The organism is Labrys sp. E2SS-1L (assembly GCF_057073705.1).
This window is the reverse complement of sequence record NZ_CP172712.1, coordinates 1,954,347-1,973,960: the sequence shown is the minus strand read 5'-3', so window position 1 is coordinate 1,973,960 and position 19,614 is coordinate 1,954,347. Positions and strand designations below refer to the sequence as shown.

18 protein-coding genes are annotated in these 19,614 nt (G+C 65.0%); 15 read left to right on the top strand and 3 right to left on the bottom strand.

What is annotated here, in order from left to right; all coding sequences use genetic code 11:
- Window positions 1-9 precede the first annotated feature (9 nt).
- The 9 genes from ACIGJE_RS09090 (at window position 10) to pdeM (ending at window position 9,137) form a co-directional block, all read left to right on the top strand.
- Window positions 10-1,080 (top strand): purine-nucleoside phosphorylase, encoded by a 1,071-nt coding sequence (locus ACIGJE_RS09090; RefSeq protein WP_415080347.1) that lies wholly within the window; start codon window positions 10-12, stop codon window positions 1,078-1,080.
- A gap of 331 nt (window positions 1,081-1,411) precedes the next feature.
- A complete protein-coding gene (locus ACIGJE_RS09085; RefSeq protein ID WP_311942855.1) occupies window positions 1,412-1,687 on the top strand; it encodes a DUF4242 domain-containing protein in 276 nt (91 codons plus the stop codon).
- 53 nt (window positions 1,688-1,740) lie between these two features.
- Window positions 1,741-2,184 carry a VOC family protein gene (locus ACIGJE_RS09080; RefSeq protein WP_311942857.1) on the top strand — a complete coding sequence of 148 codons (444 nt, stop codon included), beginning with the start codon at window positions 1,741-1,743 and terminating at the stop codon, window positions 2,182-2,184.
- Window positions 2,168-3,241: a GlxA family transcriptional regulator gene (locus ACIGJE_RS09075; protein ID WP_311942860.1), complete on the top strand. Its 1,074-nt coding sequence runs from the start codon at window positions 2,168-2,170 to the stop codon at window positions 3,239-3,241. Before ACIGJE_RS09080 ends, ACIGJE_RS09075 begins: the two co-directional genes overlap by 17 nt.
- Window positions 3,242-3,795: 554 nt before the next feature.
- A complete protein-coding gene (locus tag ACIGJE_RS09070) occupies window positions 3,796-4,707 on the top strand; it encodes a class I SAM-dependent DNA methyltransferase (RefSeq protein ID WP_394313700.1) in 912 nt (303 codons plus the stop codon).
- A 139-nt stretch (window positions 4,708-4,846) separates the two neighbouring features.
- Window positions 4,847-5,200, top strand: coding sequence for a hypothetical protein (locus ACIGJE_RS09065; protein ID WP_415080346.1), 354 nt, complete (start codon window positions 4,847-4,849; stop codon window positions 5,198-5,200).
- A 71-nt stretch (window positions 5,201-5,271) separates the two neighbouring features.
- Window positions 5,272-5,625, top strand: coding sequence for a hypothetical protein (locus tag ACIGJE_RS09060; RefSeq protein ID WP_415080345.1), 354 nt, complete (start codon window positions 5,272-5,274; stop codon window positions 5,623-5,625).
- Window positions 5,626-5,797: 172 nt separating this feature from the next.
- Window positions 5,798-8,446: a ligase-associated DNA damage response DEXH box helicase gene (locus ACIGJE_RS09055; RefSeq protein WP_415080344.1), complete on the top strand. Its 2,649-nt coding sequence runs from the start codon at window positions 5,798-5,800 to the stop codon at window positions 8,444-8,446.
- Window position 8,447: 1 nt separating this feature from the next.
- Window positions 8,448-9,137, top strand: a complete 690-nt coding sequence (gene pdeM, locus ACIGJE_RS09050; RefSeq protein WP_394313703.1) for a ligase-associated DNA damage response endonuclease PdeM — start codon at window positions 8,448-8,450, stop codon at window positions 9,135-9,137.
- Window positions 9,138-9,209: 72 nt separating this feature from the next.
- Here the strand turns inward: pdeM and ACIGJE_RS09045 are convergent, their stop codons facing one another.
- The gene (locus tag ACIGJE_RS09045; RefSeq protein WP_415080343.1) at window positions 9,210-11,513 is read right to left on the bottom strand and encodes a tetratricopeptide repeat protein; all 2,304 of its coding nucleotides are present in this window, start codon (window positions 11,511-11,513) and stop codon (window positions 9,210-9,212) included.
- A 521-nt stretch (window positions 11,514-12,034) separates the two neighbouring features.
- Here ACIGJE_RS09045 and ACIGJE_RS09040 point away from each other — a divergent pair.
- From ACIGJE_RS09040 to ACIGJE_RS09020, 5 genes are all read left to right on the top strand, one after another.
- The gene (locus ACIGJE_RS09040; RefSeq protein ID WP_082979729.1) at window positions 12,035-12,487 is read left to right on the top strand and encodes a MerR family transcriptional regulator; all 453 of its coding nucleotides are present in this window, start codon (window positions 12,035-12,037) and stop codon (window positions 12,485-12,487) included.
- Window positions 12,488-13,078: an SCO family protein gene (locus tag ACIGJE_RS09035; RefSeq protein WP_415080342.1), complete on the top strand. Its 591-nt coding sequence runs from the start codon at window positions 12,488-12,490 to the stop codon at window positions 13,076-13,078.
- A gap of 144 nt (window positions 13,079-13,222) precedes the next feature.
- The gene (locus tag ACIGJE_RS09030; protein WP_483679853.1) at window positions 13,223-14,083 is read left to right on the top strand and encodes a transporter substrate-binding domain-containing protein; all 861 of its coding nucleotides are present in this window, start codon (window positions 13,223-13,225) and stop codon (window positions 14,081-14,083) included.
- Window positions 14,084-14,362: 279 nt separating this feature from the next.
- The gene (locus ACIGJE_RS09025) at window positions 14,363-14,905 is read left to right on the top strand and encodes a GcrA family cell cycle regulator (RefSeq protein WP_311942886.1); all 543 of its coding nucleotides are present in this window, start codon (window positions 14,363-14,365) and stop codon (window positions 14,903-14,905) included.
- 213 nt (window positions 14,906-15,118) lie between these two features.
- The gene (locus ACIGJE_RS09020) at window positions 15,119-16,489 is read left to right on the top strand and encodes an RtcB family protein (protein ID WP_483679851.1); all 1,371 of its coding nucleotides are present in this window, start codon (window positions 15,119-15,121) and stop codon (window positions 16,487-16,489) included.
- An 88-nt stretch (window positions 16,490-16,577) separates the two neighbouring features.
- Here the strand turns inward: ACIGJE_RS09020 and ACIGJE_RS09015 are convergent, their stop codons facing one another.
- Complete coding sequence (locus ACIGJE_RS09015) at window positions 16,578-17,009, bottom strand: GNAT family N-acetyltransferase (protein WP_367625209.1); 432 nt, start codon at window positions 17,007-17,009, stop codon at window positions 16,578-16,580.
- Between the two features lie 11 nt (window positions 17,010-17,020).
- On the bottom strand, window positions 17,021-17,968 hold the full coding sequence (locus ACIGJE_RS09010) for an alpha/beta hydrolase (protein WP_311942897.1): 948 nt from the start codon (window positions 17,966-17,968) through the stop codon (window positions 17,021-17,023).
- A gap of 191 nt (window positions 17,969-18,159) precedes the next feature.
- On the opposite strand from ACIGJE_RS09010, the gene miaB reads away from it, so the two are divergent.
- Window positions 18,160-19,596 (top strand): tRNA (N6-isopentenyl adenosine(37)-C2)-methylthiotransferase MiaB, encoded by a 1,437-nt coding sequence (gene miaB, locus ACIGJE_RS09005; RefSeq protein WP_483679848.1) that lies wholly within the window; start codon window positions 18,160-18,162, stop codon window positions 19,594-19,596.
- Window positions 19,597-19,614 lie beyond the last annotated feature (18 nt).

The window sequence follows — 19,614 nt, the reverse complement described above, 5'->3', positions numbered from 1 at the left end:
CCAATCCCGATGCTGTTCACCCGGACGCCGATGCTGACCAATGCCCGATCGCGGGTGTCATCCACCGGCAAACATCTCATCGGCGCCGGCCTTGCGGCGGCTTTCGCCCTCATCGGCAGCGCTCATGTCAGCGCCGCCGAGCGGATTGCCCCCAAGGTGATGGTGATCACCATGTTCGGCGAGGAAACCAAGCCCTGGCTCGAGGCTCGCAAGCTGACGACGAAAATCAAGGTTCCCGGCCTGTCGAAGGACTATCCCGACGTCGCCTGCGATTCCGAGGGCCTATGCGTGATGACGACCGCCATGGGCTATGCCAATGCGGCCAGTTCGACGGCAGCCCTTGTGCTCGGCGGCCAATTCGACCTGAAGCAGACCTATTTCCTGATCGACGGCATCGCCGGCATCGACCCCAAGGATGGCACGCTGGGATCGGCGCTGTGGGCACGCTATGTCATCGATGGCGGGCTGCGCCACGATATCGACCCACGCCAGATCCCGTCCGACTGGCCCGACGGCATGCTGCCTCTCGGCGCCGCCAAGCCGAGCGACAAGGCAGGCTGGAGCGCCGGTACCGAGGTCTATGCCCTCAACGCCAAACTGGCGGAAAAGGCCTTCGCGCTGACCCGCTCGGTCGAGCTCGCCGACGGCAAGGATGCCGAGGCTTATCGCGCCCGCTACCAGGACGAGGCCGCCCGCGCCAAGCCGGCGGTGAAGCTGTGCGACACCATCTCGATCGATACCTATTGGCACGGCTCCAGGATCGGCGACGCCATGGAGCGCTGGGCCAGGCATGCCACCGACGGCAAGGCGAATTACTGCACCACCCAGATGGAAGACAATGCCACGCTGACCGCCCTCAAGCGCGGCGCCGATGCCGGCCTGCTCGATTTCGAGCGTATCGCCGTGCTGCGCACCGCCTCCAATTTCGATCGCGAGGCACCCGGCCAGAGCGCGGCGGAATCGCTCTCGGCTAAGTCCGGCGGCTTCGGCCCGTCCGTCGCCAATGCCTATCGCGTCGGCTCGGCCTTTGCCGATGCCATCATCAAGGATTGGCCGGACTGGTCGGCCGGCGTCCAATAAACGCTTCGCTGGATCATCCTCGCACGGCTCCTGTGGGCAGGAGCGCCGAGATCTGCTGCGCTTTTGCCTGAAATCCCCGAGCGCAAAAGCTCGAAACGGCTGGGGCCGTCTCGGCGCGCCGGCTGCTTCCTGCCTGGGGCCGGCGCCCGATTGGCGCGATTGGTGGGGACTTCGTCGCCCGCGTCCGCTGCCGGCCGGCTAGGATGCGCAGGGCTGAGGACAGCTCGTCCGATTGTCACGATCACCATCCGACATTGTCGAAACTGCCGCCTGTCCTGCCGATGGGAACCGGACGATCCTCGCCTTCCTCACCCGCAAACGGAGCGAAGAGATGAAGCGCTATGTGATCGAACGTGACATTCCTGGGGTCGGCGGCCTGAACCGGGACCAGCTCAAGGATGTCGCCCGCACCTCGAATGCCGCCTTGGCCAAGCTCGAGGGTCGGGCCCAATGGCTGCAGTCCTATGTGGTCGATGACAAGACCTTCTGCGTCTACCTGGCCGAGAACGAGGACGCTGTCCGCGAGCATGCAAAGCTCAGCGGCTTTCCGGCGACCAAGATCACCGAAGTCCGCAGCGTGGTCGAGCCGATGACGGCCAATTCCTGACGCCGGGACGCCGCCTCCTCCAGGCGGCGTCCGTTCCTGGTTGGATGAGGCCGATGCGAAATCCGCAATTTCCAGACCTCGGTCGTCCGTGCCGTGGCCTCCTGCGCTGGGTCGATCTCGCGGCAACGAATATTGCGAGCGCCAAGGTGTTCTATGCCGGCATGTTCGGTTGGAGATCGAGTGATGAAGCGATGAACGGCGGTCAATTTACCCGATTCAATGTGTCCGGCATGGATTTCGGCTCTGCCTACCAGCTCAGCCATGCTCATCGCGCACAGGGCGTACCTTCGCATTGGACGCCCTATTTCGAGGTGGGCGATCTCGAGGAGGCCCTCGCACGCTCCATCTCCCTCGGCGGCGAGGTGGTCGTCCACTCGGCCAACGCACCGGGTTTGGCACGGATCGCCCTCATCCTCGATCCGGTCGGTGCACTGGTCGGATTGTGGGAGCTGCCTGGCGCAGGCTTCACGGAGAGCTCCGATGCTGGCGCAGGCTGAAGCCTCGAGCGACTCGGCAGCGGCCAAACTGGGAGCCAAGCCGATCGAGGTCACGATCGTGCTGCTGGATGGCGGCTATGCCTCGACCGCCATTGGCCCGCTCGAGGTTTTTCACTCGGCCGGTTCTCTGTGGAATTGGCTTCATGGTGAGACCCCGAGGCCGCCATTCCGGGTTCGGACTGTCTCCATCGACGGCCAGGGCGTGACCAGCCTGTGCGCACTGGGCCTGGTGCCGACATTGTCGATCGACGACGTCGAGCACGCGGACATCGTCATCGTGCCGGCCTCCGGCTGGGACATCCAGGATCGCTTCATCGGCGATGAGGCCTTCCTCTCCTGGCTGCGCAAATGGCATAAGCGGGGTGCCTACATCGCTGGCATCTGTACGGGCGTGATCTTCCTGGCCGAGGCCGGGCTGCTCGACGGGCGGATCGCAACGACGCATTGGGGCGTTGCCGACATCCTGCGCCGGCGCTACCCGCAGGTTCATTGGCAGACCGAGCAATTCGTCACCGAGGACGGTCATATCCTGTGCAGCGGTGGCGTCTATGCCTCGATCGACCTCAGTCTCTATCTGGTGGAGAAGTTCTGCGGCCATGAGGTCGCCCTGCAATGCGCCAGGTCCCTTCTCGTCAGCATGCCGCGCGGCCGCCAATCCGGCTACGCCGTGCTTCCCCTCTCGCGTCCGCATGCGGACGGCCGGGTTCGCGAGGCCGAGGAGTATCTGCGCATGCATTTCGACAAGGACGTGTCGCTCGATGCGCTGGCGGGGCGCAGCGGCATGAGTCCGCGCAATTTCATCCGCCGCTTCAAGGCTGCGACCGGTTCCCTGCCCGGTGCCTATGTCCAGATGCTGCGCATGTCGGCGGCAAAGGAACTGCTGGAAGCCGGGGCGACGTCCATTCAGGCGGTCTGCGCCAAGACGGGTTATGCCGACATCGTGTTCTTCAGGAGCCTGTTCAAGCGCCACACCGGCATGACCCCGGCGGAGTATCGACGACGCTTCGCCCATATGAATTTCGACCGCAGCGAATTGGTCGCCGGCCACAGGGCCTAGAGCGTTTTGCGATCTGGTGGAATCACCAAGAACCGCAAAGACGCCTTAGCCAATCCTTCGGGTTGGCTTGGAAACAAGGAGTTCGAGCAAATGAGCGTTCACGCCTGAACGCGCTTTGCTCTAGGCATCCTCAACCTCACCGGAGGTCTCGCATGGGCGCTCAACCGGCAGCCCTGAGATGGCTTGCGTCCAAGATCCGCGCATTCGCCCGCCTCGGCGCTGCTGCGGTCTCTCGCCATCGCGAACGAATCTGCCACGCCCGCACGCTGGAGGCACTGAACGACCGTGGTCTCCGGGACATCGGCCTGTTCCGCGTCGGCGCGAAAATCCGAGCGGAACGCTTCGCCGATTGCTGCCATCATCTCAGGTCGCCCCAGGCGGAAGAAGACCCATTCGGGGCCTGGCAGAGCACGCACAATGCAGCCTGCGATCGAGCGCCAATGGATCCGGGTGGCAACAGCAATGCGATCGGAGCCACGGATTGAACCGCCCCTGCGAGTGCGGCCTATTCTCTTGCTATTCTCTTGCCGCAGGTCCTGGCCTATAGGCGTGCCATGCTCAAAGCCCGCTCCTCCGGCAACGCCGTTGCCGACCGCCGCTTCGCCTATGCCATGGCCTACAAGGCGGGGGGCGATCTTGCTTCGGCTGCAGAGTTGGTGGTGCAGGCCCTCGACGAAGCGCCGGATTGGGCTGCCGGCTGGCTGGCCCTCGGCGATCTCAACGAGACGCTCGGCCGCCGGCGCGAAGCCATCGATACCTATCGCCAGGCCCTTCGTCTCGACCCGGCCGACGAAGCCGGAGCCGGCGCACGCCTGGCCCGGCTCGGCGAGATGCCGCCCGACGGCGCCATGACGCCGGCCCATATCGCCGCCTTGTTCGACGAATACGCGCCGCGCTTCGAGCGTTCCCTGGTCGACGATCTCTCCTATCGCGGGCCTGCCCTGCTGCGCATGGCCCTGGAGGGGATCGGCCGAAACGGACCGTTCCAACGTGCCCTCGATCTGGGCTGCGGCACCGGCCTTGTCGGCGAAGCCTTCCGCCCGCTCTGCCAGGACATCGTCGGGGTCGATCTTTCCGCCGCCATGCTCGCCAAGGCGCGGGCCAAGCAGGTCTATCGGCAGCTGGAGCAGGCCGAGATCGCCGATTTTCTTCTCCGGCAGGCCGCGGATAGCGCCGACCTGATCCTGGCAGCCGACGTCTTCATCTATCTCGGCGATCTCGATAACATCTTCCATCAGGCCGCCCGTATCTTGGTGTCGGGCGGCCTGTTCGTCTTTACGATCCAAAGCCACAGCGAGCCGGCCGCCTTCATCCTGAACCACGATCTACGTTACGCTCATTCACGGGGCGGCATCGAGAACTGGGTGGCCGGGGCCGGCCTGCACCTGCGCCATCTCGACGATGCCTGGGCTCGCACCGATCGGGGCATGCCGGTACCGGGCCAGGTCGTCGTACTCGAGCGATAGCCGCCCCCGGAGAGAAAGATCGGGCGCAGCTCCCGGTACGCCGTGTGCCTTGGCAAAATGACTTCCCAAACGTAAGGATGGCCTGGGGGACTTGGCTGCTTGCCAGCCAGAGGAGAGTCATGCGCTTGAAGGGGGCATCATGTTTTCGAGAGTTTCCGCGGTCGTCCTGGCCGGTCTCGCCTGCACGAGCTGCGCCACCAGCGACGGATTGCAGACCCTGACGCGGACGGCTGACCAGACGCCGCGCGGCCGGGTCGTCAAGAACACCACCCGCATCACCAACGGCATCCTCGCCGGCAATTTGATGGTGTCGAATTTCTACTACTGGAATCGGCCGCAACCGGTAACGGCGCCAATCCTGCGCGACATGGACATCCGGGCCCGCCGCGCCGGCTGCCTCGACGGCAATGCCCCGACACGCCGCAGCGTCAGCGCTCGCTGGGGTACCTACACCTCGGCCTATCGCATCATCGGCCATTACGACTGCGACTGAACGCCCCGGCGGCGCAGGACGCCCCGCGAACAGCTTTCAACCAAGACACAGCCTTTCCCGGAGGAAAGACCATGGACTCGAAACTTCTCATCGTGGCTGCCGCGGGCCTCAGTCTTGCCAGTTGCGCCGGCCGCAGCGACCTGGACCTGATCACCCGCACCTCGCAGGACACCGCACGGGGCGAAGTGGTCAAGCGTATCTCGCGCATTGATGGGGGCCCTTTTGCCGGCGGCCTCATGGTCTCCAATTTCTACTACTGGCGCCGGTCGCAGCCGATCACTCCGGCCATCCTGCGGGATTTCGATGCACGCGCCCGCCGTGAAGGCTGCGCCGGAGGCCTGCCGCCGATGCGCCACAGTCTCACGGGGCGCTGGGGCAATTATGTCTCGGCCTATACCATCATGGCGATCTATGATTGCCGCTAAAGCGTTTTGCGATTTGGCACTATTGCCGACGATCGCAAAGACGCGTCAAAAACAAGGAGCTAAAGCAAAAAGGCGTTTTCGCGAAAACGCGCTTTGCTTTGGACACTTCAGCTCCGCAGTGGACATCTGACCGCGGCACGCCAATATCTCCGCAGGAATTGGCGATAGCGGCATGAACGAACAAAGCGGGACGCGGGAGAACGGAGATCCAATCTCCACAGCCCCGCTCCCAACTCTTCCGGCGATCTTCGCAAACTGGTTCGCTGCGCGCGGCTGGACACCGCGGCCGCATCAGCTCCAGCTTGTCGAGAAGGCGCGCAGTGGGCGTTCGGCCCTGCTGATCGCCCCCACCGGTGCCGGCAAGACCCTGGCTGGCTTCCTGCCGAGCCTGATCGATCTCGCAGCTCGCCGCGCCAATGGTCCCGCCGCGCTCCACACGCTCTATATCTCGCCCCTGAAGGCGCTGGCTGTCGATGTCGCCCGCAATCTGGAGCGTCCCGCCGGCGAGATGGGCCTGCCCATCCGCATCGAGACCCGCACCGGCGACACGCCCCAGGCCAAGCGCCAGCGCCAGAAGCGCGATCCGCCCGATATTCTGCTGACCACCCCCGAGCAGCTCGCTTTGCTGCTGGCAAGTCGGGAGGCTGCCGACCTCTTCGGCGGTCTCAAGCGCGTGGTGTTGGACGAACTTCATTCCATCGTCACCTCCAAGCGCGGCGACCTGCTTGCCCTCGGCCTGGCGCGCCTGCGGCATTTCGTGCCGGATCTCGAAGTCGTCGGCCTCTCGGCCACGGTGCGCGATCCGGACGAACTGCGGCGCTGGATCGTGCCCCAATCCCCGGGTCACCCTGCCATGGCCGACCTGGTGATCGCCGAGGGCGGCGCGGCGCCGGTGCTCGACATCCTCGAAACCGCCGAGCGGCTACCCTGGGCCGGGCACACGGCGCGCCACGCCATGGCCGAGCTCTACGCCCTGATCAAGGCTCACAAGACCACGCTCGTCTTCGTCAACACCCGCATGCAGGCCGAGTTCGTGTTCCAGGAACTCTGGCGGGTGAACGAGGAGAATCTGGCCATCGCGCTCCATCACGGCTCGCTGGAAGTCGGCCAGCGCCGCCGGGTCGAGGAGGCCATGGCGGCCGGCCGGCTCAAGGCGGTGGTCTGTACCTCCACCCTCGACCTCGGCATCGACTGGGGCGACGTCGATCTCGTCATCAATGTCGGTGCACCCAAGGGGGCTTCCCGCCTGCTGCAGCGCATCGGCCGTGCCAATCACCGGCTGGACGAGCCCTCGCAGGCGATCCTGGTGCCGACCAACCGTTTCGAGGTGCTGGAATGCAAGGCGGCCGTCGATGCGGCCAAGGCCGGCGAGCAGGACACGCCGATCGCCCGCACAGGCGCCCTCGACGTGCTGGCCCAGCACGTGCTCGGCGTCGCCTGCGGGGCGCCCTTCGATGCCGATGCGCTCTACCGGGAAATCGTTTCCACCGAAGCCTATGCCGGGCTCGACCATGCGACGTTCGACGACGTCCTCGCCTTCGTGGCCACCGGTGGCTATGCCCTGAAGACCTATGACCGCTTCGCCAAGATCCGGCAGGGCAAGGACGGCCTGTGGCGCGTCGCCAATCCCATGGTGGCGCAGGCCTATCGGCTCAATGTCGGCACCATCGTCGAGGAAGCCCTGCTCAAGGTCCGCCTTTCCAATCGCGGTCCGCGCGAGCCGACGCGCATGGCCGCCGACAAGCCGACGCCCTATCTGCCCTGGTTCATGGACCCAAAGGCCTCCGGCCCGCCCAAACGCAAACCGGGCGAGACCACGGCCCGGCGCGGCTTCGGCCGGGTGCTGGGCGAGGTCGAGGAATATTTCGCCGAAGGGCTTTCGGTGGGCGACACCTTCCTGTTCGCCGGGGAGATCCTGCGCTTCGAAGGCATCCAGGAAGAGGACGTGCTGGTCACCCGCGCCCCGCCCGGGCGCGATCCGAAGATCCCCTCCTTCGCCGGCGGCAAGTTTCCGCTCTCCACGCATCTGGCCAGCCGGGTGCGCTCGATGCTGGCCGATCCCGACAGCTGGGGCGGATTGCCGGACCAGGTGGCGGACTGGCTGCGCCTGCAGCGCGACATCTCCCGGATGCCGCCGGCCGGCGACCTCCTGGTCGAGACCTTTCCGCGCGGCAATCGCCATTACCTGGTCTGCTATCCCTTCGAGGGCCGCCTCGCCCATCAGACGCTGGGCATGCTGCTGACGCGCCGGCTGGAACGAGCCAAGCTGAAGCCGATGGGTTTCGTCGCCAACGACTATGCGCTCGCGGTCTGGGGTGTCTCGGACATGCACCGGGCCGCTATGGACCAGCTTTTCGACCAGGACATGCTCGGCGACGATCTCGAGGAATGGCTGGCAGAGTCCGCCCTGATGAAGCGCATGTTCCGCACCTGCGCCATCATCTCGGGCCTGATCGAGCGCCGGGCTCCCGGCAAGGAGAAGACCGGGCGCCAGATCTCGGTATCGACCGACCTCGTCTATGACGTGCTGCGCCAGCACGAACCTCACCACATTTTGATGCGCGCCGCCTGGGAGGATGCGCGCACCGGCCTGCTCGACCTCCAGCGCCTGTCCGGCATGCTCTCGCGCATCAGGGGCCGAATCATCCATAAGAGGCTGGATCGCATCTCGCCTCTGGCGGTACCGATCATGCTGGAGATCGGCCGCGAGCCGGTCTATGGCGAGGCGACGGACAGCGTCCTCGCCGAGGCAGCGGATGATTTGATCGCGGAGGCCATGGTTGGACGGCAGGATCGACCCGACGACAGAGAAAGCGCCTGAGATGATCCGGCGGGATGAAGCCGTGCTGGCGGTCGCGGGCGTCGAATTCCTCGCCACCGCCGACGGCGCGCTGGTCTGGCTCGAGGAAAGCCTGGTCGTCGTTTCGGACCTGCATCTGGAAAAGGGCTCCTCCTTCGCCGAACGCCGCGTGCTTCTGCCACCCTATGATACCGCCGAGACCTTGAAGCGCCTGGCGCGGCTCCTGTCCCGCTTCGGCGCGAAGCGACTAGTCTTCCTCGGCGACAGTTTCCACGACCGCCGCGCCGATACCCGTCTCGCCACCGGCGATCGCGAAGCGCTGCAACGCTGCATTCACGGGCGCGAGATATTCTGGATCGCCGGCAACCATGATCCGGATCCGCCCACGGGCATTGGCGGCACCGCAACGCCGGAACTCGCCATCGGGCCGGTGCTGTTCCGTCATGAGCCATCGGCAAGAGCCGAGCCGGGCGAGATCGCCGGCCACCTGCATCCGGTCGCCCGGGTGGCGACGCGCGGCAGGTCGCTCAGGCGGCGATGCTTTGCCGGCGACGGCCGGCGCGCCATCCTGCCGGCCTTCGGCGCCTATGCCGGCGGGCTGAACGTGCGCGACGCTGCCTTCGCGCCGCTCTTTCCCGACGGCTTCACCGCCCATCTGATGGGCGATGAACGCGTCTTTGCCTTCCCGCGCGCACGCTGCCTGGGCGGGTGAGGGAGTGCCACTTCCTTCTCCCCTCGTGGGAGCGGGCTGGTCACTCCTCATCTTGCTGGAACAAAGCTCCCCTCAGCAGGGATGGTGCCCAGCCTTGCCGCCATCGAGCGCCGCGCGTTGCGACGGCGTCAGGCGCGGCTCGATCTCCGCCAGCTTCATCAGGGCGTCGGCATCGCCCGCCGCGGCGGCCAGTGCGAGGAAGCGGTAGGAAACGGCGAGATCACGCGGCGTGCCGAGCCCCCGAGCCGCCAGCAGGGCGTAATTATACTGGCTGGCGACATGGCCCTTCTCGGCGGCCTGATGGAACCAGCGAGCCGCCTGTTCGTAATCGGGAGCGCCCATGACGGCGCCATTGGCATAGAGCACGGCCAGATTGTACATCGCGTTCACGGAGCCATGCTCGGCCGCGCGCTGATACCACAGCCCGGCCAGCACGGCATCCTGGCCGACTCCCCTGCCCTTGTCATAGGCCAGCCCCAGCAGGAACAAGGCCGGGGTATAGCCCATCTGGGCCGCCTGGCGATACAGCCCGGCCGCCTTGGCAAGATCCTGGGTGGAGGCATCGGGCCGATCGAGCCGGCGTGCCTCCTCGAACCAAACCAGGGCCTGGCCGGCCTGCTCGGGCTTGGGTATGGCGATCTCCGGCCGCATCTGGGGCGTTGCCGACGTGCTCAGGCGCGTCATGGGCCGGCTGCTAGGTGCGGCGCCGGCCTTGCCGCCCTGCAGCGCGCCCAGCATCATGGTCACGGCCGCCAGTCCCAGCAGGATCGGGCGCTTGTGCCGTTTGTAGAAAGGTTCACCTCCGGTCACGGGATCGTTCTCCTCGCGCGTGATAGCCCCCTCGGCCTCGTTTGCGGCACGCGCCGCCCGCCGCGCCGCGGCGATGAAGGCGCTGCGCGTTCCGCTCGGTGGCGGCGAGCCGCCCGCCCCGAGTGCGGAAACCTGGCTGGGACGGCCGGTATTGTGCGGTGTGTCGGTGACAGAACTGCGGGGGCCGTCACCCGCAAGGGATCGCGGCAGGTCATCCGACCAGGCGATGTCGTCGGGTCGCTCGCGGCCGAACAAGGGCGGAACCCCCGCCAGATCCGGCGGTCCGGCAACGACCGCTCCGCCCCGGCTCCTGACCACCTCCTCGACGGAGGCAAGGCGGTTGCCGAGCTGGTGCAGCAGCGATTGCAAGGAGTCGAGAGCCTTTCGAGTGTCCCGGACATCGTCCTGCTGGTACTGGCGCAGTTCACGATAGATCCGCTGCAATTCCTCCGGCAAGGCGGCCAGCGCCGATCCGGCCAATGTCTCGCCGAAAGCCGCCCGCAGCTGCGCAGCGCCAGGCCCGCCGCCGGCGAGCCCCTCGATGCTGCCGGCCATGGCAGCGATCTGCCGCTCCAGGGCGGAGAGAGCCGCCTCGTCGACGACACGCCCATCCAGGCCTTCGAGCCGGGCCATCACCCCCGTAAGCGAGGCACTGGTCGAGGACTGCGCCTCGTCGACGGCCTGGCGCAGGGCATCGATCTTCTCATGAAGCTCGTGTGTGCTCTCGGGCTGGCGGACGAGATCGCCGATGCGGGCGCGAATATCGGCCGTCTCCCGCTGGAGTGTGGCCAGCACGGCCGGATCCTGGGCCTGGCGTGCCAACAGATCGAGTTTCTTGTCGAGGCGCGCAAATTGTTCGGGGGAACGGATGTCGGCCACGTGCCGGCTGAGATCCGCCATCTCCGCACGCAGGCCGGCGAGATCCTCCTGGCCGGATGCGGCCGGGGGATGGCTGCGCCTGAGTTCGGCGACCTCCCGCGTCAGCGCCGCAATCTGCTCGCTCAGATCATCGCGAGGAGCAGGCTGGACCGAAGGTACGGATGCGGACGAACCGATCTTGTCGGCCATGCCGGCGATGCGCTGCTCCAGATCCCGCGCCAGATCGTCGAGGGCATCGACTTCGCCGACCGGCGCCGCAGGGGCGGGCCGGGACGCAAAACCATCGACCAGGGCATCGACCAGGGCAGCCATCTGCACCTCGCTCTGCTCCTGCCTGTGGATAAGTTGCTCGATCAGCCCCGCCATTCTGGCTTCACTCGCACGGATATGGCGCGCGAGCACTGCCGCACTGACTTCTACCGTCTGGATCTTTCGTTTCGGGTCATCGGAACCACTACCGACATACCTCTCCCGGGTCGCAGCCAGTTTCCGAGCAATCGCGGCCAAGGGCGATTCCGGCAGGTCGCTCTGCGTCTCAAAAAGCGACGGTTCATGCAATTTCTGCTCGGCAACAGTGGATTTGAGCCATTGTGCAAGCGTCATGCCCGAGCGGCGGGCCAGAACGGCGGCAGCTTCGCGCGTCTGGGAATCGACGCCCTCGACACTCCATGACGCTGCTTGGCTCATTTGGCTTCCCGTGCCGACGAACGGCCTGATTCTCACGCCTCTCCCAGCCTCCGCCCCGGAAAACCGGGCCGGGAACGCGTGGAGAGGGCGGCACGCAGTGCCCGCAACAGCAGGTTTCGCGCAACAGGGTAAATATCCTGTTAACCCTCACTGCCCTAGCGCTCTTCCCGATGGCAACAACATTGCAGAGCATCCAAAGCGCTTTTTTTACTAAAAACCTTCCGACCCGAACTGCAGAGCAGACGGGAAAGTGGGATACCTTGCAAGAACCGACATTAGACTTTGCAACAAGGTCAGAATTCTGTTGATGCTCGTGTTGTTCGAAACGCTCAACGCGCCCTAATTTAATACGTTACCCTTGAAAGGAAGCAGAGCGAGGGCTATGATCTCCCTGCTGGAGATTTGGGCGTTCGCTTGGTAATATATTAATTGCTGACGCCCCCCGGATTTCGTATTATGGTACCTGTTGCAACGAATGAGTAGCGGCGCTGCTAGCCTGTAACGGGCGCGAGAGAGAGACCATGTCAAAGTTGGAAGCCAGGTCGGCAACAAACACAAAAGGCCAACCGGTGACGGTATTCGTAGCAGAGACAGAAAACGCTACGAATAGCACGACCACCTATACAATAGGTGACCTTGCGCGAGAATTTGGCGTTACTTTGCGAACCTTGCGCTTCTACGAGGACAAGGGTCTCCTCAATCCTACGCGCGACAACCTGACTCGGCTCTATAGTGCACGCGATCGTGAGCATCTGCAACTTATCCTTAAGGGTAAGCGGCTGGGTTTTACCCTGGTAGAAATCGGCGAGATGATTGCCCATCACGGTGAAGGCAAGACGGCGAGTCTCGATATCAGCGCCAGCACCGTCCGCGAGCAGATCGAACATCTGGAGCGTCAGCGCCGCGAGATCGATGAAGCCCTGGTCGAATTGCGCCGCAGCTACGAGGGATTGGCCAACGCCCTGCCGCGTTAAGTGGCCGTATTCCTGCGTCGAAAATACCTGATCGGCAGCGCAGCGTTCCTTGTGTTTGCCGGCCTTGGTCTATGGGCCCTCTTCCTTTTCCTGCACAAGCCCATCAGCGTGATCGACAGGCCGTTCAAGTTGACGGACGCTGAAGGCCGCGTGTTTGACTCCAAGGAATTGCAGGGCAAGCCGAGCCTGGTCTATTTCGGCTTCACCCACTGCCCCGACATTTGCCCGACGACCTTGTTCCTGCTCGCGCAGGCGCTGAAGAAACTCGGGCCGGACGCCTCGCGGATCAACGCCCTCTTCATCACTGTCGATCCCGACCGGGACACGCCCGAGCAATTGAAGACCAGCCTCGCCGCCTATGACCCTCACCTGCGCGGCCTGACCGGCGACCCGGCACAACTCGCCTCGATACGCGACATCTACGGTATAGAGGCAAATATCTTGCCTGGGACAGGCAAGAACTACAATATCGACCACACCGACACCGTATTTGTACTCGACAAGAATGGCCGCGTACAATCGAGCTTCGACCTGCACGCCTCTTCGGACGAAGTGGTTGCTCTTCTGGAAACTGTCATGCAGGCTCGATAAAGTGCGACATCGAGGGTTGGCCTTGCAACCGGCATCCAGGAAAGGATCGGGCACTCCCTGCCAGGGCAGCAGCCAACTCCAGGACCATCCATGGACCCCGCCGGGAAACCCTGCCCGGCCCCGCTGCAATAGGAATATGGCCTGTTGAAATTCGGTGCCCTCTGGACGCTCCTCCTCGGATTGATGCTCGCCGTCCCCGCCCATGGCAACGGCACGGCAGCCCCGACTGGCACCGGCCCCTACGGCCTGTGGGATCCGCACCGGCGCCCGGAGCGGCCGGATCTGAAATCCGTACGCCGGATCCGCTTCCTGACGGAGGACGATTTTCCGCCTTTCGACTTCCAGGGATCCAGCGGCGCCCTGGAAGGCTTCAATGTCGACCTCGCCCGCGCGGTCTGCCGGCAGCTGAAAGTCCCCTGCACCATCCAGGCCCGGCGCTGGGACACCATCGTCGCAGCCCTGGAAGAGGGGCAGGCGGATGTGATCGCTGCCTCGCTCGTGCCGAGCAAGGAAGCCCGTGAAAGACTGCAGTTCTCCCGCCCCTATTACATGCGCCCCGCCCGCTTCGCCATGCGGCGCCAGGACCCGCCACCGGCCCTGACGCCGGAGGGACTGGCCGGCCGTCGCATCGGCGTCGTCGCCGACACGGCGCATGCCGCCTACGCCAAGGCCTATCTCAAGACCGCCAACCTGGTATCCTTCGCCAATGACGCGGCGCTGCGCGAGGCGCTCAAGCGCGGAGAAATCGACCTGGTCTTCGCCGATGGCATCGGCCTGTCGCTCTGGCTCAACGGCTCGGAGGCCGGCAATTGCTGCAGCTTTGCGGGCGCACCCTATCTCGACGGCCACTTCTTCGGCGACGGCATCGGCATGGCCATGCGCCGCGAGGACGGGGATCTCAAGCAGGCCATCGACTATGCCCTTTTCCAGATCTGGGAACAGGGCATCTATGCCGATCTCGTGCGCCGCTGGTTTCCTGTCGATCCCTTTGCAGGCCTTCCGTGACGTAAACGGAAACTTGCACGCCCTCCGCTGTTACCGAAAAGACTCACTTTGTCGCCGAAGCTGGGGAAAACGCACCCCGCGCCAGCAGGACTCTTGCGCGAGAGTCACTGCCTATTGTAGTTAAGGCTTCGTTAAGCACGACATCTCGTGCGGCGTCTCGTAACTCCTGTCAGCTCATGGCGTGCATGCGCAACGATGTTCTGTCGACATCGTGGCTGATGGGAAAGGATTCGGCGTAGCGAATTCGGGCGAAAACAAGGCGGAAGGCAGGAGAGGCTGATGCACTGGACAGACGAGCGGGTAGAACTTCTGAAAAAGCTGTGGTCAGAAGGTCTGTCTGCTAGCGCCATTGCCACAGAACTTGGCGGCGTCACACGCAACGCCGTGATCGGCAAGGTGCATAGACTCGGTTTGTCTGGCCGGGCCAAGGCGCCCGCGCCGGCACCACAGCGTCGCATCAAGCCCACGCGGGCTCCCTCGCATCCGCTCCGCACCCAGACCTCCGCGCCCGTGGTGCGGGGCAATACCGCCCTCGCTCCGCAGATCATGCCGCTCGTCGCCATTGAAGAACGCCCCGAACCCGCCTTGCGTCCGGTCGAGGAAGTCGTCATCCCGATGTCCGAGCGTGTCACCATCATGGAACTGCGCGAGCATATGTGCCGCTGGCCGCTGGGCGATCCCGGGCGTGAGGACTTCCGTTTCTGCGGCAGCCGCGTCGGCCCCTCTGGCCCCTACTGCCCCCATCATGCCTCGATCGCCTACCAGCCGGTGCTCGACCGTCGGCGTGAGCGCGACAAGGAGCGTCGCGCCGCCCGCGCCTGATCGCAGCCTTCCATCCGATCCATTCAAAGGCAGGGATTTCTCTGCCTTTTTCTTTGCGGCGTACTGGTACCTTTCCCAAAGGGAAATCCGCTTGCTTTTAGCGGCGCATCGGCCTAAACGCCGAGCCGCCCCAAACTCTTGTTGCGCGGCGTTGCAAGACAACACACCGGAACCAGAGCAATGACACGGAATGTGGACGGGGCATCTCCCGACATGACCGCAACCACTGGCACCATCGATGGCACGACGCTGATTGCCTGGGGCTTTCAGCCCGGCAAGTGGTTCGGGCGGGCCCTGGCCGAGGCCAATCGCCTGCGCCAGGCCGGCGCGGATGACGATGCCATCTTCATCGCCCTGCAGGCCTTGCAGCCGGTCGAGACCCTGCTGCGCACCAATGGCCTGCCCTATGGCGTCTTCCTCGACGCCGAAGGCGAACTCGAACGGGCCAACCTCGCGGCCGTGACCGCGCATATGGACGCTCTCATGCAGGTGCCGACCATCGTCGCCGGCGCCGTGATGCCGGACGCCTGCCCTTCCGGCACCGCTCTCGGGACGATCCCGGTCGGCGGCGCGGTCGCCTGCGAGGACGCCATCCATCCCGGCTTTCATTCCGCCGACATCTGCTGCTCGGTGGCGATCACCGTGTTTGCACGCAAGGATGATCCCAGGCGCATTCTCGATGCGGTCCAGGCCGTGACTCATTTCGGCCCCGGCGGACGCAAGGCGATGATCGTCCCGGATTTCGCGCCCGACATCGATGCCACGCTGCAGGCCAATCCCTTCCTGCACGGGCTCGGCAACATCGTAACAGGCCATTTCGGCTCGCAGGGCGATGGCAATCACTTTGCCTATGTCGGCCACCTCAGCTCCAGCGGCCAGCCGGCGCTGGTGACCCATCACGGTTCGCGCGGGCTCGGTGCCCAGCTCTACAAGCGCGGCATGGCAGCCGCCCGCAGGCACACCCAGATCGTGGCGCCGCGGGTGCCGGCCCACAATGCCTGGCTGCAGGCTTCGAGCGAAGAGGGGCAGGCCTATTGGCAGGCTCTGCAATTCGCGCGGAGCTGGACCAAGGCAAGCCATTTCGCCATTCACGACCTTGCCGCCCGATCGCTGGGCAATGCCGTGGCCGACCGGTTCTGGAACGAGCATAATTTCGTGTTCCGGCGCGATGACGGGCTCTATTATCATGGCAAGGGAGCCACGCCCTCCTGGACCGGCTTCTCGCCGGATGACGACGGCCGCACGTTGATCCCGCTCAACATGGCCGAACCGATCCTGATCACGGCGCATCGCGACCGCAAGCAGGCCCTCGGCTTCGCCCCGCACGGGGCCGGCCGCAATCTCAGCCGCTCGGCCTTTCTGCGCCAGGAAAAGCCGGGCCTGCCCGAGGGTATCGACGTGCGCTTCTATTGTGGCAAGGCGGACCTGTCCGAATTGCCGCAGGCCTACAAGAATGCTGCCGCGGTCCGGGCCCAGATCGACAAATACGGCCTCGCCGAGGTGATCGACGAGGTCATCCCCTATGGCTCGATCATGGCCGGCGACTGGGGGCAGGACGCACCCTGGCGCAAGAAGCGGAGATGAACCGCGAACCTGCCGGCATCTCGCCCGTTCCTGCCCCATGCCTTTACCGCGCGAGAAAGACGGACAAGGTGCCGGCACGCAGGCTGCATCACCGCTTCAATGGTTTCACCATTACGATGTTGGCATATCCCCGCGGATAATCCTCGATCGATGCCAACCGCCGGAACCCGCACTTCTCGTAGAAGGCGGGCGCCTGGAAGGAGTGGGTCGTCAGTACGATCTGGCAGCAGCCCCGACGGAGCGCCTCTTCCTCGGCCGCCGCCAGGAGGCGCGCGCCAAGGCCTTGCCGACGACGCTCTTCGGCGACCCAGAGCGTCTTGATCTCGCAGCAACCGCCCCAACTATGCCCGTGCAAGCCGGCATAAAGCTCGCCTTCTGCAGAGCGCAGCAGGATGGCCAGCAGCCGTGCATCGCGGATACCGGTGCGCTCGATATTGTCCTGGTCGAGCAGATCGTCGAGCCGCTGGAGATCTGCAGGAGCGGGATCGTCGAAAACCGAAATCTGGCCCTTGTCAGGCATGGCCCGTGCCTTCAATGCCCGTTGAAGAAGGCGATCTCCTCGGCGAAGGCCTCCTGCGCCATCGGAAAGTCGAAGCCCTGGAAGACATGGCAGCCGCCCGGCCACAGCCTGAGCGTCGTGGCATTGCCAGCCGCCTCCCAGCGTCCCGCCATGAACATGCTATCGTCAAGCAGGGCGTCATAGGTTCCGACGGAGAACAGGGCCGGCGGCATGCCGTTGAGATCGCCATAGAGCGGGGAAACATCGGGCGAGCGCAGATCGACGCCATCGGGCACGCAGGCCCGCACGAACAGCGCGATGTCGCGCGGCGTCAGGATCAGCTTGCCGCGATCGAAGCTGCGCGCACTCGGGGTCATGCCGAGATCGTAGCAGCCGGCGATGAGATTGGCCCCCGCGAAGGGCGTGAGGCCGTGCCGGTCGCGCAGGCGCTGCAGCGTCAGCGCGGAGAGATGGGCGCCGGCGCTCTCGCCGCCGATGAAGAAGCGCTTGGTGCGGAAACGTTTGCTGCCTTCCGACGCCAACCACAGCGCCGCGGCCTCGCAATCGTCCGGTCCGGCGGGAAAGGGATGTTCCGGCGCCAGGCGATATTCCACCGAAATGCAGGCCATGCCGGTGGCCGCGACAATCTTCTCCAGACTTTCGTCCTGGAAGTCGGACTGGTTGAACATCCAGCCGCCGCCATGGATGTGCATGTAAACCCCGGTCGGTGCTTCCGGTGCGATGATGCGGATCGGCACCCTTCCCTGCTTGCCGTCGATCTCCAGCACTTCGGCCCGGGAACTCTTGCCCTGCAGCGGAAAGATCCCTTTGCCCTGGCGCCGGGTCTCGCGGATCAGTTCGGGCGGGAAGGACCACAGATCCGGCAAAGCGCTCATCTTGGCGATGATGTCGGCATTGAGCGCCGCCGTGGTCTCGGCCACGGCATCGGAAGCAAATACGGCGGGGTCGACAGAGGGCATGAGCTTGAATCGCCTTGATGGGATGGCGCACAGTGCCGGGAACCGGCAAGGTCGGCAAGGCCCGCCGCTTCACCCCACCCCTCGCGCAGCCTTTCGCAACAGGAAGGACCCGGGCGCGGCAACTCAACCCTTCTCATCGGATCGGAAAACCGCTATCCCTAGCACCTTGAAAGGTGGCAATAGCGAGACCCATGATTCCTGACGAGACCGAGATCGAACGCCCGCATAACCCGCACGGTGATGCCGGCTCCGGGGATACTCGCGCCAAAACCGTCTTCATCAAGTCCTATGGCTGTCAGATGAACGTCTATGACAGCCAGCGCATGGCCGACACGCTGGCGCCGACGGGCTATGTGGAAACGGCCAATCCCGACGAGGCTGACCTCGTCATCCTCAACACCTGCCATATTCGGGAAAAGGCGGCCGAGAAGGTCTATTCGGAGATTGGCCGCCTGCGCGTGGCGCGCGACGAGCGCCGCCGCCAAGGCGGTGACATGAAGATCGCCGTCGCCGGCTGCGTCGCCCAGGCCGAAGGCCAGGAGATCCTCAGGCGTGCCCCCGCCGTCGATCTCGTGGTGGGCCCGCAGGCCTATCATCGCCTGCCGGAGCTGCTCGCCAAAGCGGATGGCACGGCCAAGCCGGTTGATACCGACTTTCCGGTCGAGGACAAGTTCGCCATCCTGCCGGCGCCGCGGCGGGAGAAAACCCTGGCCCGCGGCCCCTCCGCCTTCGTCACCGTGCAGGAAGGCTGCGACAAGTTCTGCACCTTCTGCGTGGTGCCCTATACGCGCGGCGCCGAGACGTCGCGGCCGGTTGCCGCTATCGTGGCCGAGGTCGAGCGCCTGGCCGATGCCGGCGTGCGCGAGATCAGCCTGCTCGGCCAGAACGTCAACGCCTATCATGGCGAAGGCCCGGACGGTCACGCCTGGACGCTGGGCCAGCTCGTGCATCGCCTCGCCCGCATCGAGCCGGTGGTGCGCCTGCGCTACACCACCTCCCATCCCCGCGACATGGATGACAGCCTGATCGAGGCCCATCGCGATCTGCCGGCCCTGATGCCCTTCCTGCATCTTCCGGTGCAGTCGGGCTCCGATCGCATTCTGGATGTCATGAATCGCAAGCATACAGCAGTCGATTATCTCAAGCTCATCGAGAAGATTCGGCAGGCCCGGCCCGACATGGCATTTTCTTCCGACTTCATCGTCGGCTTCCCCGGCGAGACCGACGCCGATTTCGAGGCGACCCTGCGGCTGATCGAAGAGGTCACTTATGTGTCGGCCTATTCGTTCAAATATTCCCCGCGTCCGGGCACGCCGGGGGCCGGCATGGCGGATCAGGTCGACGAAGCGGTGAAGGCCGCGCGCCTGGCACGGCTGCAGGCCCTGACCGAAAGCCAGCAGAAGGCCTTCAATCAGGCCAGCATCGGGCGCACCATGGATGTGCTGTTCGATCGCAAGGGCAAGCGCCCGGGCCAGATCGCCGGCCGCACTCCCTATCTCCAGGCCGTGCAGATCGAGGCGGACGACAGCCTGATCGGTACGGTGGCTCCCGTCGAGATCACGGCCACGGGTGCCTGGTCGCTGCATGGCGTGCTGGCCGGCGCCGATTTCCGGGAGGCCGTTGCTTGAAAGTGGACGAGGAACGAC

Coding starts and splice junctions, on each gene's coding strand:
- ACIGJE_RS09010 (WP_311942897.1), bottom strand. CDS start 17,968: ATGCCCTCTGTCGACCCCGCCGTATTTGCTTCCGATGCCGTGGCCGAG.
- ACIGJE_RS09020 (WP_483679851.1), top strand. CDS start 15,119: ATGACCGCAACCACTGGCACCATCGATGGCACGACGCTGATTGCCTGG.
- ACIGJE_RS09055 (WP_415080344.1), top strand. CDS start 5,798: ATGAACGAACAAAGCGGGACGCGGGAGAACGGAGATCCAATCTCCACA.
- ACIGJE_RS09025 (WP_311942886.1), top strand. CDS start 14,363: ATGCACTGGACAGACGAGCGGGTAGAACTTCTGAAAAAGCTGTGGTCA.
- ACIGJE_RS09015 (WP_367625209.1), bottom strand. CDS start 17,009: ATGCCTGACAAGGGCCAGATTTCGGTTTTCGACGATCCCGCTCCTGCA.
- ACIGJE_RS09090 (WP_415080347.1), top strand. CDS start 10: ATGCTGTTCACCCGGACGCCGATGCTGACCAATGCCCGATCGCGGGTG.
- ACIGJE_RS09070 (WP_394313700.1), top strand. CDS start 3,796: ATGCTCAAAGCCCGCTCCTCCGGCAACGCCGTTGCCGACCGCCGCTTC.
- ACIGJE_RS09080 (WP_311942857.1), top strand. CDS start 1,741: ATGCGAAATCCGCAATTTCCAGACCTCGGTCGTCCGTGCCGTGGCCTC.
- ACIGJE_RS09040 (WP_082979729.1), top strand. CDS start 12,035: ATGTCAAAGTTGGAAGCCAGGTCGGCAACAAACACAAAAGGCCAACCG.
- ACIGJE_RS09060 (WP_415080345.1), top strand. CDS start 5,272: ATGGACTCGAAACTTCTCATCGTGGCTGCCGCGGGCCTCAGTCTTGCC.
- ACIGJE_RS09065 (WP_415080346.1), top strand. CDS start 4,847: ATGTTTTCGAGAGTTTCCGCGGTCGTCCTGGCCGGTCTCGCCTGCACG.
- pdeM (WP_394313703.1), top strand. CDS start 8,448: ATGATCCGGCGGGATGAAGCCGTGCTGGCGGTCGCGGGCGTCGAATTC.
- ACIGJE_RS09075 (WP_311942860.1), top strand. CDS start 2,168: ATGCTGGCGCAGGCTGAAGCCTCGAGCGACTCGGCAGCGGCCAAACTG.
- miaB (WP_483679848.1), top strand. CDS start 18,160: ATGATTCCTGACGAGACCGAGATCGAACGCCCGCATAACCCGCACGGT.
- ACIGJE_RS09045 (WP_415080343.1), bottom strand. CDS start 11,513: ATGAGCCAAGCAGCGTCATGGAGTGTCGAGGGCGTCGATTCCCAGACG.
- ACIGJE_RS09085 (WP_311942855.1), top strand. CDS start 1,412: ATGAAGCGCTATGTGATCGAACGTGACATTCCTGGGGTCGGCGGCCTG.